The sequence below is a fragment of the Pseudomonas morbosilactucae genome (assembly GCF_023241715.1).
GTDB classification, from domain to species: domain Bacteria; phylum Pseudomonadota; class Gammaproteobacteria; order Pseudomonadales; family Pseudomonadaceae; genus Aquipseudomonas; species Aquipseudomonas morbosilactucae.
Genome location: NZ_JALQCW010000008.1, coordinates 167,291 through 180,793 on the forward strand (window position 1 = coordinate 167,291; position 13,503 = coordinate 180,793).

The 13,503-nt window shown below is 62.7% G+C and carries 11 protein-coding genes and 2 pseudogenes; 6 read left to right on the forward strand and 7 right to left on the reverse strand.

Annotation, left to right across the window (positions count from 1 at the left end):
* Positions 1 to 55 precede the first annotated feature (55 nt).
* From dksA to M1B34_RS05315, 4 genes and pseudogenes are all read left to right on the forward strand, one after another.
* Positions 56 to 460 carry an RNA polymerase-binding protein DksA gene (gene dksA / locus M1B34_RS05300; RefSeq protein ID WP_123327934.1) on the forward strand — a complete coding sequence of 135 codons (405 nt, stop codon included), beginning with the start codon at positions 56 to 58 and terminating at the stop codon, positions 458 to 460.
* Positions 461 to 491: 31 nt separating this feature from the next.
* Positions 492 to 1,703 carry a zinc metallochaperone GTPase ZigA gene (zigA, locus tag M1B34_RS05305; RefSeq protein ID WP_268264595.1) on the forward strand — a complete coding sequence of 404 codons (1,212 nt, stop codon included), beginning with the start codon at positions 492 to 494 and terminating at the stop codon, positions 1,701 to 1,703.
* Positions 1,703 to 2,407, forward strand: a complete 705-nt coding sequence (locus tag M1B34_RS05310) for a DUF1826 domain-containing protein (protein ID WP_268264596.1) — start codon at positions 1,703 to 1,705, stop codon at positions 2,405 to 2,407. Before zigA ends, M1B34_RS05310 begins: the two co-directional genes overlap by 1 nt.
* 85 nt (positions 2,408 to 2,492) lie before the next feature.
* Positions 2,493 to 3,454 (forward strand): annotated as a pseudogene (locus tag M1B34_RS05315) (CobW family GTP-binding protein).
* 49 nt (positions 3,455 to 3,503) lie between these two features.
* On the opposite strand, the gene M1B34_RS05320 reads toward M1B34_RS05315, so the two are convergent.
* Entirely contained in the window at positions 3,504 to 3,896 is a 393-nt protein-coding gene (locus tag M1B34_RS05320) for a DUF3301 domain-containing protein (RefSeq protein ID WP_123327930.1), read from the reverse strand.
* Positions 3,897 to 4,013: 117 nt separating this feature from the next.
* On the opposite strand from M1B34_RS05320, the pseudogene pdxY reads away from it, so the two are divergent.
* Positions 4,014 to 4,886, forward strand: a pseudogene (pdxY, locus tag M1B34_RS05325) (pyridoxal kinase PdxY).
* Between the two features lie 19 nt (positions 4,887 to 4,905).
* Here the strand turns inward: pdxY and M1B34_RS05330 are convergent.
* Together M1B34_RS05330 and M1B34_RS05335 are read right to left on the reverse strand one after the other, a co-directional pair.
* Positions 4,906 to 6,297: an APC family permease gene (locus M1B34_RS05330; RefSeq protein WP_268264597.1), complete on the reverse strand. Its 1,392-nt coding sequence runs from the start codon at positions 6,295 to 6,297 to the stop codon at positions 4,906 to 4,908.
* Between the two features lie 248 nt (positions 6,298 to 6,545).
* Positions 6,546 to 7,028, reverse strand: a complete 483-nt coding sequence (locus M1B34_RS05335) for an acyl-CoA thioesterase (RefSeq protein ID WP_123327927.1) — start codon at positions 7,026 to 7,028, stop codon at positions 6,546 to 6,548.
* A gap of 290 nt (positions 7,029 to 7,318) precedes the next feature.
* Here M1B34_RS05335 and M1B34_RS05340 point away from each other — a divergent pair, with 290 nt between their 5' ends.
* Positions 7,319 to 9,082, forward strand: coding sequence for a cation:proton antiporter (locus M1B34_RS05340; protein ID WP_123327926.1), 1,764 nt, complete (start codon positions 7,319 to 7,321; stop codon positions 9,080 to 9,082).
* 67 nt (positions 9,083 to 9,149) lie between these two features.
* Here the strand turns inward: M1B34_RS05340 and M1B34_RS05345 are convergent, their stop codons facing one another.
* The 4 genes from M1B34_RS05345 to uvrD all read right to left on the reverse strand — a co-directional run bounded on the left by M1B34_RS05345 (position 9,150) and on the right by uvrD (position 13,479).
* Positions 9,150 to 9,557: an SMI1/KNR4 family protein gene (locus M1B34_RS05345; protein WP_123328123.1), complete on the reverse strand. Its 408-nt coding sequence runs from the start codon at positions 9,555 to 9,557 to the stop codon at positions 9,150 to 9,152.
* A 138-nt stretch (positions 9,558 to 9,695) separates the two neighbouring features.
* The gene (locus M1B34_RS05350; RefSeq protein ID WP_123327925.1) at positions 9,696 to 10,568 is read right to left on the reverse strand and encodes a Tim44 domain-containing protein; all 873 of its coding nucleotides are present in this window, start codon (positions 10,566 to 10,568) and stop codon (positions 9,696 to 9,698) included.
* A gap of 174 nt (positions 10,569 to 10,742) precedes the next feature.
* Complete coding sequence (locus M1B34_RS05355; RefSeq protein ID WP_123327924.1) at positions 10,743 to 11,183, reverse strand: EamA family transporter; 441 nt, start codon at positions 11,181 to 11,183, stop codon at positions 10,743 to 10,745.
* Positions 11,184 to 11,295: 112 nt separating this feature from the next.
* Positions 11,296 to 13,479 carry a DNA helicase II gene (uvrD, locus tag M1B34_RS05360; protein WP_268264598.1) on the reverse strand — a complete coding sequence of 728 codons (2,184 nt, stop codon included), beginning with the start codon at positions 13,477 to 13,479 and terminating at the stop codon, positions 11,296 to 11,298.
* Positions 13,480 to 13,503 lie beyond the last annotated feature (24 nt).

The window sequence follows — 13,503 nt, forward strand, 5'->3', positions numbered from 1 at the left end:
GCTTATTTGTATTGTTATAATATAACATAAAATAAAACCTGATCCGTGACCCGCCATGACTGAACAAGAGCTGCTCGCCCAACCCGAAGCGGACTACATGAACGACGCTCAGCAAGGCTATTTCCGCGATTTGCTGCTGGCCCAGCGCACTGAACTGCAAGCGCGTATCGCTGGCGAGTTCGAGGATTTGCGTGAGCATGAACCCCAGAGCGACCCGGCTGACATCGGCAGCGCCGAAGAGCAGCGGCAGTGGCAACTGCGCTTGCTGGAGCGGGAAAAGAAGCTCCTGGACAAGATCGACGAGGCCCTCGAACGCCTGGTCCGGGGCGAGTACGGCTGGTGCCGCGACACCGGTGAAGCCATCGGTCTCAAGCGCCTGTTGCTGCGCCCCACCGCCACCCTGTGTATCGAAGCCAAAGAACGCCAAGAGCTGCGCGAACGCCATCAACGAGCGTTTTGACCCAGCCACCTTCCCTGATGAGGAACCCCCGATGACCGACCGTCTTCCCGTTACCGTGCTGTCCGGCTTTCTCGGCGCCGGTAAAAGCACCTTGCTCAACTACGTTCTGCGTAACCGCGACAACCTGCGGGTGGCAGTGATCGTCAACGATATGAGCGAAATCAACATCGATGGCAGCGAAGTCCAGCGTGATGTCAGCTTGAATCGCGCGCAAGAGAAGCTGGTGGAAATGAGCAACGGCTGCATTTGCTGCACCCTGCGTGAAGACCTGCTGGAAGAAGTCGGCAAGCTGGCCCGGGACGGGCGTTTCGACTATTTGCTGATCGAATCCACGGGGATTTCCGAGCCGCTGCCGGTGGCGGAAACCTTCACCTTTCGTGACGAGCAAGGCCAGAGCCTGGCCGATGTGGCGCGCCTCGACACCATGGTCACCGTGGTCGACGGCATGAACTTCCTGCTCGACTACCAGGCCGCTGAAAGCCTGGCCTCCCGGGGCGAAACCCTGGGCGAGGAGGATGAGCGCTCGATCACCGATCTGCTGATTGAGCAGGTCGAGTTCGCCGATGTGATTCTGATCAGCAAGATCGACCTGATCAGCAGCGACGAACGCCGGGAGTTGATGGCGATCCTCGAGCGCCTCAACGCCCAGGCGCAGATCATTCCCATGGTCATGGGCCAGGTGCCACTGGAGCGGATCCTCAACACCGGGCGTTTCGATTTTGAGCGGGCGGCCCAGGCGCCGGGCTGGCTCCAGGAACTGCGCGGCGAGCATGTGCCGGAAACCGAAGAATATGGCATCGCCTCCACTGCCTATCGGGCGCGGCGGCCGTTTCATCCGCAGCGCTTTTTCGACTTTATCGATCGCCCGTGGATCAACGGCAAACTCCTGCGTTCCAAAGGCTTTTTCTGGCTGGCCAGCAAACACCAGGACGCGGGCAGTTGGTCCCAGGCTGGCGGCTTGATGCGCCATGGTTTTGCCGGGCGCTGGTGGCGGTTTGTGCCCAAGCCGCACTGGCCCCAGGATTCGGAAAGTACCGCAGCGATCATGCAGAACTGGCTTCCGGCCACGGGCGACTGCCGCCAGGAACTGGTGTTTATCGGCCAGAACATCGACTTCTCGCAGCTCAGCGCCGAGCTGGATGCCTGCCTGCTGACTGACGCGGAAATGGCCCTGGGTGCCGAAGCCTGGAGCCTTCTGGCGGACCCCTTTGGCCCTTGGCACGACGAGGGGGTGGCGGCCTGATGTTGACCCTGAATACACCCATCCTGCCGTTGCCGGCGGTTCGATCGGCTGGGGTGCTGGTGCTCCAGACCGAGCCGACGACCGTTCGCCGCCATGTGCAGGGCGATGCCCCGGCCGTGCTGGCCCAGGTGCTGGACGATGAGATCAACCTGGCGCTCTGGCAGCGCCAATTGCCGGCACACATTGCGGACTTTGGCGAGTTGCTGCTGTCGTTGAACGAGCCCTTGGCGCAATCCCTGTCCCTGGAGATTGCTGACGACGAGGCCGAACCCGACCTGCGCGGCCTGGCTTCGGGCTTCAGCGATTTGGAAGGGTATGAGGGGTTTATCGCCGATGTGGCCTGGCTGGTCAGCGCTTTTGCCTGCCTGCTGGGGGCCCGGCGTGTGGGCCTGCGTTTGCGGGTGCTGGACAAGGCCATGTGCCCGCGCTTTCACGTGGACCATGTGCCGGTGCGCTTGATCACCACTTATGCCGGGGTCGGCAGCCAGTGGCTCAAGGAAGGCGCCATGGACCGGCGTCAGTTGGGGCAGGCCGCCGCCGAGCCTGAGGACGCGGGGCAGATCCAGCAGATTGCCAGCGGCGCTGTGGCGTTGTTCAAGGGCGAAAAGTGGCACGGCAATGAAGGGTTTGGTTTGATTCACCGCTCGCCGCAACCGGCGCCGGGTGAGCGCCGCTTGATCCTGACCCTCGACTGGCTGGGCTGAAGGGCGCGCCATCAGCCTCACGGATTTTCGCCCCCTCGGTGAAGCGCGTAGGATCACAGGCCACCGTTGTGGAAACCTTTCCTCCATGTTGCAGAACATTCCTACCCATGTGATTGCCGGCCCCTTGGGTGCTGGCAAGACCAGCCTGATCCAGCACCTGTTGCGCCAGAAACCGGCCGAGGAGCGCTGGGCCATCCTGATCAACGAGTTCGGCCAGATCGGCCTGGATGCCGCGTTGTTGACGCGTGACGACGACGGCATTGCCCTCGGCGAAGTGGCGGGCGGCTGCCTGTGCTGCGTCAACGGCGCGCCGTTTCAAGTGGGTCTGGGGCGCTTGCTGCGCAAGGCCCGGCCGGATCGCTTGTTGATCGAGCCTTCAGGGCTCGGGCACCCCGGGCAGTTGCTCAAGCAATTGGGCGAGGCGCCGTGGCGCGGTGTGCTGGCGGTCCAGCCGGCGCTCCTGGTACTGGACGCCCAGGCCCTGGCGGCGGGCAAGCCCTTGCCTCAGGCCCAGCAGGCGGCGTTGGCCCGTGCGGGCTTGCTGGTGCTGAACAAGGATGAAGGGCTGGATGAACCCCAGCGGCAGCAGATCGCCCGGCAATTGCCGGACTGCCCGCTGTACTGGACCCGCCAAGGGCAACTGCCGCTGGCCCGACTGCCGGGTCTGCAGGCCCGGGCCAGCGCTGCCGTGGCGGACCTTCAGGTGCCCCAGGGCCTGGCGCAGATGCCCGCGGTGTGGACCGACCCGAGCGTGCCGATCTGCCTGAGCCAGGCCCAGGAACAGGGTTGGAGTGTGGGGTGGCGTTGGCACCCCAGTCAGCAGTTCGACGCTGTTCGGCTTCGCGATTGGCTGCACAGCCTGGACTGGCGGCGGGCCAAGCTGGTGGTGCATGGCGCGGATGGTTGGTGTTCGGCCAACGCCCTGAACAATGCCGAGATCGACTGGCAGCCCAGTGAATGGCGTCGGGATTCGCGTCTTGAACTGATTTTCCACCAGGCCCAGGATCTGGGCCGCTTGCAAGACGCCTGGCGGCCTGCCGTTTGTAAGGGATGGTGTTTCAGTCAGGCGTCGCCCCGGCACATGGCGGCGCTAGCCTTACTGCCGGCCCTTGTTGTGCTCGTCGCGCCACTGGCTCAGCTCAATCACTTGCGCGCTGGGCGCTGGGGTTTTCACTTCGAAGGGGTAGGGCGCCAGTTCAATCTGCGCACTGTGGGCGCCGAACTGGGTGATGGTCCCCGAATGCCGGGTTTCGCCCGTCACCGTGAACTCGAAATTGTAGATTCGCGCCAGGCGCCGCCGGCCCTTGGCGTCCTTGACGAAGCCGATGCGCTTCAAGGCGACGTTGCCATCGAGCAGCTCGATGTCCAGCTTGGCGCAGTGCTGCTTGACCCTCTCCAGCGCCCGCTCGCGCAAACCGTGGTTGTGCCACAGCCAGGCGCCGCCGGTGGCCAATAGCATCAGCACGAAAATGTTTCCAAGGGTCAGCATGAACAAGGCTCCAACGAAGAGGCACCAGCTTAACTGGCGCGCCGGTCTGTCGTACAGGATGGGTTTAGTCGCATACTGCGCGGCTCGAATTCCAATGGTTTTATGGAAAAATTCTGCATGAAACGTACGCCTCATCTGCTCGCGATCCAGTCCCATGTGGTTTTTGGCCATGCCGGCAACAGCGCTGCGGTGTTTCCGATGCAGCGGGTCGGGGTGAATGTCTGGCCGTTGAATACCGTGCAGTTCTCCAACCACACGCAATATGGGCAGTGGACGGGCGAGGTCCTGGCGCCGCAGCAGATTCCCGCGTTGGTGGAGGGCATTGCCGCGATCGGCGAGTTGGGCAATTGCGACGCGATTCTGTCCGGCTACCTGGGCAGCGCGGCCCAGGGCAGGGCGATTCTCAGCGGCGTGGCGCGGATCAAGGCGGTCAACCCCAAGGCCCTGTACCTCTGTGACCCGGTGATGGGCCACCCGGAAAAAGGCTGCAGCGTGCCGTCCGAGGTCAGTGACTTCCTCCTCGACGAGGCAGTGGCCATGGCGGATTTCCTCTGTCCGAACCAGTTGGAGCTGGACAGTTTTTCCGGACGCAAACCGCAGTCCCTGTTCGACTGCCTGGCCATGGCCCGCGCGCTCTTGGCCCGTGGACCGCAAGCGGTGCTGGTCAAGCATCTGGATTAGCCCGGCAAGCTGCCGGACGGCTTTGAGATGTTGCTGGTGACAGCCCAGGGCAGTTGGCACCTGCGTCGCCCGCTGCTGGCGTTCCCCCGTCAGCCGGTGGGCGTGGGCGACCTCACGTCCGGCTTGTTCCTGGCCCGGGTGTTGTTGGGGGACAGCCTGCTGGCGGCCTTCGAATTCACCGCCGCCGCGGTGCATGAAGTGCTGCTGGAAACCCAGGCCTGCGCCAGCTACGAGCTGGAACTGGTGCGGGCCCAGGACCGCATCGCCCACCCCCGGGTGCGATTCGAAGCCACGCCGATCAGCCTCTAAGCCAAACGGTGCGGGGCCTTCAAGGCTGTTCGGAGAACTGCACCGTGGGCGCCCGGCGCTTGAAACCGCCGGTGTGCCAGGCCAGGTAGGTCAGACCGGCGCCGAACCAGGCGAAGCCGATGCCCAGGGTCAGTGCCGACAGGCTGGTCCAGAGCCAGGCAATCAGGGCAAAGCCGATCAGCGGCAGCAGGCCATAGCGCAGCACGTCGGCGCCGCTGCGGGGTTGGCCGTTGCCCAGGTGACTCTTGATTACCGCCAGGTTGACCACCGAGAACGCCACCAGGGCGCCGAAGCTGATCATCGAGGCCAGGGTGGTCAGGTCGATGACTATCGCCAGCAGCGAAACCAGGGACACCAGAACGATCGCCGTGGTCGGGGTCTTGAAGCGCGCCGACAAGGTGCCGAACACCCGGCGTGGCAGGATGCCGTCGCGGCCCATGCTGAACAGAATCCGCGACACCGACGCTTGGGACGCCAGGGCCGAGCCCGCAGCGCCGGCCACATAGGCGGCGGTGAACAGCATCTCCAGGAAGTGCCCCCCAGCCTTGAGCATGACTTCGCCCGCGGCGGCGTCTGGGTCCTTGAACTGGCTGCCGGGAAACACCAACTGGCTGAGCAGGGCCAAGAGGATGAATAGCAGCCCGGCGCCCAGGGTGGTCATGACAATCGCCCGGGGAATGTCGCGTCGCGGATCGCGCGCCTCTTCGGCCAGGGTCGAGACTGCGTCAAAGCCCAGGAATGACAGGCACAGCACCGCCGCACCGGCCATCAGCGGCATCAGGCCGCCCTGGCTGCCATCGCCCAGCCACGGGGCGCCCAGGTCCACCTGCTCCGCCCCCAGCAACTGCCGGCCCGCCAGGGCCACGAAGACCAGGACAAAGACGATCTGCGCGCCGACGATCAGGTTGCTCATGCTCGACACCGAGCTGATGCCACGGATGTTCAGCGCCGTCACCAGGCCAATGGTGGCGAGGATAAACACCCAGGCCGGCACCTGGGGAAAGGCGATATTGAGGAACAGGCCGATCACCAGGTAATTGATCATCGGCAGGAACAGGTAATCCAGCAGCAGCGACCAGCCGGCGAGAAAACCGATTCCCGGCCCGAAACTCAGGCTGGCGTAGGAGTAGGCCGAGCCGGCAATCGGGTATTTCTTGACCATGAAGCTGTAGGACAGGGCGGTAAACACCATCGCCAGCAGCGTCACTACATAAGCCGCGGCCGTGCGCCCTCCGGTGATCTGGGTCACCACGCCATAGGTGGTGAACACCGTGAGCGGCACCATGTACACCAGGCCGAAAAACACCAGGGCCGGCAGCCCGAGGATGCGGCGCAGGGCAGTACCTTGGGCACTGTGGGTAAAGTCATGGGAGGAGGGATGGCTGGACGGGCGTTGGCTGGCACTGGGCATGTTGTTGTTCTCACGCGTTCGTTTTGCTCGAATCTCCCAAGCCTCGGGAGTGCGTTTTGCCGGTGCGTCGATTCTGGCAGCGGGGCTGCGGGGGGATAACCCTCTATGTGGTCAAAAGGGGATCGAAATGGCCAATCGAGATGACCGAAGATCACTGCCAGAGGCGCTGAAGGCCGAGGCGAAAGGGGCGCAGTCGGGCTGCAAGGAGGCCGTCCCTGGCCCCGAATGTCAGGCGTTGCGGCTGTGCCTTAAGCGTCGCCCTTGATTTCCTGGTAGCGCTTTTCCAGCTCCTGGCGGATCTGCCGGCGTTGCTGAGCCTGCATGAAACGGCGCTTGTCTTCGCTGGTCTGGGGCTGCAGCTGTGGCACCACCGCCGGTTTGCGCTGGTCGTCCACCGCCACCATGGTGAAGAAGCAGCTGTTGGTGTGGCGCACCGAGCGCTCGCGGATGTTCTCGGTGACGACCTTGATCCCCACTTCCATGGAGGTGTTGCCGGTGTAGTTGACCGAGGCCAGGAAGGTCACCAGTTCGCCGACATGGATCGGCTCGCGAAAGATCACCTGGTCCACCGACAGGGTCACCACGTAGCGGCCGGCATAGCGGCTGGCACAGGCGTAGGCGACTTCGTCGAGGTACTTGAGCAGGGTGCCGCCGTGGACATTGCCAGAGAAGTTGGCCATGTCAGGGGTCATCAATACGGTCATCGACAGCTGGGCGTTTCCGGGTTCCATAGCACACTCACGGGTTGTAGGCAGGGATGACGGGTGCACCTCTGTGGGTGCTCGATCAGCATTTTCAAACCATCGATAACGGGACGCCGGGCCGTGGCTCGCCGTCACGCGACTGTGGATCTGTTTCCATATATTGCACCGGCTTTTTGCTGGAAGTCCCGGTGTTAACCTTCGAAAAGCCCGGTCCAGGGCATTTTCTTACCATCTATCGGGGTTTTTCTTTCTCTATCTCAGATCATTCTTGTGGATAGGTCGATCGCATCCGAGTGCAATTCAAGGAGATCTTCGCCATGCATGCCATCAGCTTTATTCAGGACCTGGCAGTGATCATGTTGGTCGCAGGCGTGGTGACCATCCTCTTTCATCGGCTCAAACAGCCCGTGGTCCTGGGCTACATCGTCGCCGGCTTTATCATCGGGCCGCACACACCGCCGTTCGGCCTGATTCATGACGAAGACACCATCAAGACCCTGGCCGAGCTGGGGGTGATCTTCCTGATGTTCTGCCTGGGGCTGGAGTTCAGCCTGCGCAAACTGTTCAAGGTCGGCGCCACGGCGTTTATCGCAGCGTTCCTGGAAATCGTCCTGATGATCTGGATCGGCTACGAAATCGGCCGCTGGTTCGACTGGAACACCATGGATTCGCTGTTCCTCGGGGCCATCCTGGCGATCTCTTCCACCACCATCATCGTCAAGGCCCTCAACGACCTGAAGATGAAGAACGAGCGCTTCGCCCAGTTGATTTTCGGCGTGCTGATCGTCGAGGACATCCTTGGTATCGGCATCATCGCCTTGCTTTCGAGCATCGCCGTGAGCGGCACCGTCAGCTCCGGCGAGGTGTTCTCCACCGTAGGCAAGCTCTCGTTGTTCATGATTGTGGCCCTGGTGATCGGCATTCTGCTGGTACCGCGGCTACTGGCCTACGTGGCCAAGTTCGAGAGCAACGAGATGCTGCTGATCACGGTGCTGGGGCTGTGTTTCGGCTTCTGCCTGCTGGTGGTCAAGCTTGAGTACAGCATGGTCCTGGGGGCCTTCCTGATTGGCGCGATCATGGCCGAATCCCGGCAGTTGCTGAAGATCGAGCGCCTGATCGAGCCGGTTCGCGACATGTTCAGCGCCATCTTCTTTGTCGCCATCGGCCTGATGATCGACCCGCAGATTCTGCTGCAGTACGCCTGGCCCATCGCGGTGATCACCGTTGCCGTGGTGCTGGGCAAGATGCTGTCCTGCGGGTTGGGGGCCTTTATCGCCGGCAACGACGGACGTACCTCGCTGCGCGTGGGCATGGGGCTGTCACAGATTGGCGAATTTTCGTTCATCATCGCGGCCCTGGGCATGACCTTGCAGGTCACCAGCGACTTCCTGTATCCCGTGGCGGTGGCGGTATCGGCCATCACCACGTTGCTGACGCCGTACCTGATCCGCGGTGCCGATCCGCTGTCGCAGAAGCTCGCGGCGGTGATGCCCCAGCGCCTGGGCCGGGTGTTGGGCATGTACGGTGAATGGCTGCGCAGTATCCAGCCCCAGGGGGAGGGCGCGCTGCTGGCGTCGATGATCCGGCGGATTCTGTTGCAGGTGGGGGTCAACCTGGCCCTGGTGGTGGCGATCTTCTTCTCTGGCGGCTTCTTTGCCCAGCGGATCGCCGGGTACATGCAGGACTGGGTCAGTGATCCGAGTTGGCAGAAGGCCGTGATCTGGGGCGGGGCGCTGCTGTTGTCGTTGCCGTTCCTGATCGCCGCTTATCGCAAGCTCAAGGCGCTGTCGATGCTGCTGGCGGAGATGGGAGTCAAGGCAGAGATGGCCGGGCGGCACACCCAGCGGGTACGACGAGTGATTGCCGAGGTGATCCCGATCCTGTCGTTGCTGGTGATTTTCCTGCTGTTGTCGGCGTTGTCGTCGAGCATTTTGCCGACCAACGAATTGCTGATGTTGATCGCGGTAGTTGCGGCGGCGGTGGCAGCGGTGCTGTGGCGCTGGTTTATCCGGGTGCATACGCGGATGCAGGTGGCGCTGATCGAAACCCTCGACAACCACAAGGACGGTACGGGGCACTGAGCCTCGCTAGCGCCCCCGCCAGGCATGGGAGGGAGCAGGTCGAGAGGGTCGACCTGCTCCGCAGTCATCAGCTTTCCAGCCAGACATCCCGCGCCCAGTGCCACACCGATTCCCAGGATTCTTCGGTAATCAGCTCTTCTTCGCCGGACCACAGCACCACGGTGCCATCTTCTTCGACGCAGTAGTAATCCTCACCGTCCTGGCAGATAGGGATCAACTCGCGCGGCACGCCCAGGTCCCAGGCGGTCGCTGCCACTTCCGGTAGGTAGGTATGGGATTGCGGGTCGGTGACCGTCACGGGCTCCAGGCTGCCGTAGACCACATCGCTCACGGTCAACAGGAACTCTTTGAAGACAAAGGGGATGTTGATGAACAGTTGTTCTTCAATTTCCACCAGTTGGTCTTCATCCGGCAGTTCCAGGGGAACGGGCACCGGTTCATTGGCTTCACGGAGTTGTTCGATGACTTCTTCCACGGCCTGCATCCTCTCTAGCTCTATGGCGCGGTTTGTATGACGGCGGTTTATACAGTAGCTCGCTATAACTGCAAATTGCGAAATGCAAAACCCCGACCGGAGTCGGGGTTTTGTCTACTGCTGTGACACCAGGATTGATCAGCCGTTCTGGCGGATACCTGCCACCAGCCAAGGCTGGTTTTCGCCTGGAGCGCGCTCCATGTTCCAGCTTTCGCTGAACACTTCGCCTTGGTCGAAACGCGAGGTCTTCGACACACCACTGAAGGTCAGGGTGGCGATGGTCTTGTCGGCACGGTCGTCCACGCCATCGAGTTGCACATTCAGGTTGTCGATGTAGGTCGACTGGAAGTTGTCGCCCAGATCAGCACGTTCCTGCTTGAGGAATTGCAGCAGTTGCGGGGTGACGAACTCGGCAATCTTGTCCATTTCGTTGGCGTCCCAGTGCTGTTGCAGGGACTGGAAGTGGTTGCGTGCGGCTTCGACGAAACGCTCTTCGTTGAACCAGGCCGGGGCATTGATCACCGGACGGGCTGCGGCTGCCGAAGCGCCACCGAAGATCGAGCCTGGTGCCTGGGCTGGCTGCTGAGGTTCGAAAGCTTCACGCTGCATTGGCGCATGGCCGGCTGGAGCGAATTGCTCCTGCTGCTTGCGACGACGTGCGGCGATGAAACGGAACACCAGGAAGGCGATGACCGCCATGATCAGGATGTCGAAGATCTGCATGCCCTGGAAACCGTCGCCCATGAACATGGAGGCCAGCAGGCCGCCAGCGGCGATACCGGCCAGAGGGCCGAGCCAGCGCGAAGCACCGCCGGCTTTGGCAGCGGCGCCAGCGGCACCTGCAGTGGCGGCAGCAGCCGGTGCGCCAGGGGTGGCTGGAGCAGCTTGGCGAGTCTGGTGGGTCGGCGCGGCGCCGGCGCTCTTGCCACCACCAAAGCGTTTGGCGTTGGCGTCCAGGCTCATCGTCAGGCCGATGCACAGCGCCATGGCGATGCTAAGAAAACGTTTCATAAAGGGGGGTTCCCATTTTGTGGATGGCAGGCGCGTCATGTTGCACAGGTGACGTGTCAGTGGCTAGCGACATAATGTTTCGGGCTTTTGCCTGACAGGCTGGGTTCAGCTTCGGCAGGTGCAGCGCGGTCGTGTCTGGGTTTGTCCGTCGAACGGGTGGAGGCGTTCCGCGCTTCAGCGCCGCAAGGCCAGCAGCACCACGCCCGCGGTAATCAGGCCGATACCGCCCCATTGCCGCAGGTCGAGTTTCTCCCCGAGCAGCAGCACGCCGATCAAGGCGACGAACACCACGCTGAGTTTGTCCACCGGCGCCACCAGCGAGGCGGGGCCGAGTTTCAAGGCGCGGAAATAGCACAGCCAGGAGGCGCCGGTCGCGAGCCCCGAGAGCAGCAAAAACAGGTAGCTCTTCGCGGAGATCGATCCCAGGGATTGATATTGGCCCGTGGCGTACAAAATCAAGGCCAGGCTGGCCAGCACCACCACGGTGCGCAACAAGGTAGCAAAGTCGGAGTTGACGTTCTCGATGCCGATTTTGGCGAAGATGGCCGTCAATGCAGCGAAGGTTGCCGACAGCAGGGCCCAGAATGTCCACGAGGAAAAAAAGCCTGAGCCCATGATTGCGCTTCCATTGTTGCCCTAGTCCGCAGGAGCCGGCTTGCCGGCGATAAGGCCGTTAAACGGCACGTCGCCGTGCCGTTCCCACCCTAGCCAATCCACGGCAATGGCTTTAGATGACTTCCAGTTTGGCGTAGCCGAGCATCAGCCACTTGCTGCCTTCGCTGAAGTTCACCTGCACCCGGGCCTGGGCGCCAGCGCCTTCGAAGTTGAGGATCACGCCGTCGCCGAACACTGAGTGGCGAACCTGTTGCCCCAGGCTGAAGGCGGTTTCCGGAATCACCGAGCCACCGAACAGGCTGCTGGAGCTCTGCTGCTGGCCGCCGCCGAAAGGGCGGCTGACGCTGTTGGACAAGCGCACTTCCTGAATCAGGCCTTTGGGAATCTCACGAACGAAACGCGACACCTTGTTGTAGGTTTCGCTGCCGTACAGGCGTCGGGTTTCAGCGTAGGTCATCACCAGGTTCTGCATCGCCCGGGTGATGCCGACGTAGGCCAGGCGGCGTTCTTCCTCTAGGCGGCCGGGCTCTTCCAGGCTCATCTTGTGGGGGAACAGGCCCTCTTCCATGCCCACCAGGAACACGTAGGGGAATTCCAGGCCCTTGGCACTGTGCAGGGTCATGAGTTGCACGCTGTCTTCGTGCTCGTCGGCCTGGGTGTCGCCGGCCTCCAGGGAGGCGTGGCCGAGGAAGGCGGCCAGGGGCGTCAGGTCGGCGTCTTCTTCAGTGTTTTCGAAGTTGCGCGCGGCGCTCACCAGTTCCTCAAGGTTTTCCACCCGGGCCTGGCCTTTCTCGCCTTTTTCCGCTTCGTGGTAGGCGATCAACCCCGATTGCTCGATGACGGTCTGGGTCATCAAGTGCAGGGGCATTTCCAGGGTTTTTGCCGCCAGGTTCTCGATCAACTCGACAAAGGCACCCAGGGCGCCGGCAGCGCGGCCGGTCAGGCCTTTATTGGCCACCAGCTGACGCATGGCTACCCACATCGACACGTCGCTGTGGCGTGCGTGTTCGCGGATGGCTTCGACGGTCTTCTCGCCAATGCCCCGGGCCGGCACGTTGATCACCCGCTCCAGGGCCGCATCGTTGCCGCGGCCTTCGAGCAAGCGCAGGTACGCCATGGCGTTCTTGATTTCGGCACGTTCGAAGAAGCGCTGGCCGCCATAGATGCGGTACGGAATGCGTTCGCGCAGCAAGGCCTCTTCCAGTACCCGGGATTGGGCGTTGGAGCGATAGAGAATGGCGACATCGCTGCGGGCCAGGCCGGTCTTGATCGCGCTTTCGATGGTTTCCACCACGTAGCGCGCTTCATCGTGTTCGTTGAAGGCGGCGTAGAGGTTGATGGCCTCGCCTTCGTTGCCGTCGGTCCACAGCTCTTTGCCCAGGCGCCCGGTGTTGTTGGCGATCAGGGCGTTGGCGGCCTTGAGGATGCCGGCGGTGGAGCGGTAGTTCTGCTCCAGGCGGATCACTTCGGCGTCCGGGAAGTCGGCGGAGTACTGATGGATGTTCTCGATTTTCGCGCCGCGCCAGCCGTAGATCGACTGGTCGTCGTCGCCCACCACCATCAGGCTGTCACCGCCCTTGGCCAGCAGGCGCAACCAGGCGTACTGCACGGCGTTGGTGTCTTGGAACTCGTCCACCAGTACGTGGCGGAAGCGCTTCTGGTAGTGCGCCAGCAGGCCCGGGTGGTCGCGCCACAGGTCCAGGGCGCGCAGCAGCAGTTCGGAGAAGTCGATGACCCCGGCGCGCTGGCAGGCGGCTTCATAGGCTTCATAAATGCTGCGCATGGTGGCCAGGAACAGGTCGCCGCTGGCCTGGATGTGTTGCGGACGCAGGCCTTCGTCTTTCTGCCCGTTGATAAACCACTGGGCCTGACGGGCCGGCCAGCGCTGCTCGTCCAGGCCCAGGTCGCGGATCACCCGTTTGACCAGGCGTTGCTGGTCGTCGCTGTCGAGAATCTGGAAGGTCTGGCTCAGGCCGGCCTCTTGCCAGTGCGCTCGCAGCAGGCGGTGGGCCAGGCCGTGAAAGGTGCCGACCCACATGCCGGCCGGGTTGATACCCATCAACTGCTCGATGCGATGGCGCATCTCGGCAGCGGCCTTGTTGGTGAAGGTCACCGACAGGATCGAATGGGGCGACGCGTTCTCGACCTGGATCAACCAGGCGATACGGTGCACCAGCACTCGGGTTTTGCCGGAGCCAGCACCGGCCAGGACCAACTGACGACCCACGGAGGCAGCTACGGCCTGGCGTTGGGCATCGTTGAGGGAGTTCAACAGGAGGGAGAGATCATCGCGCATCGGCGCATTCTAGGGGGCCGGACG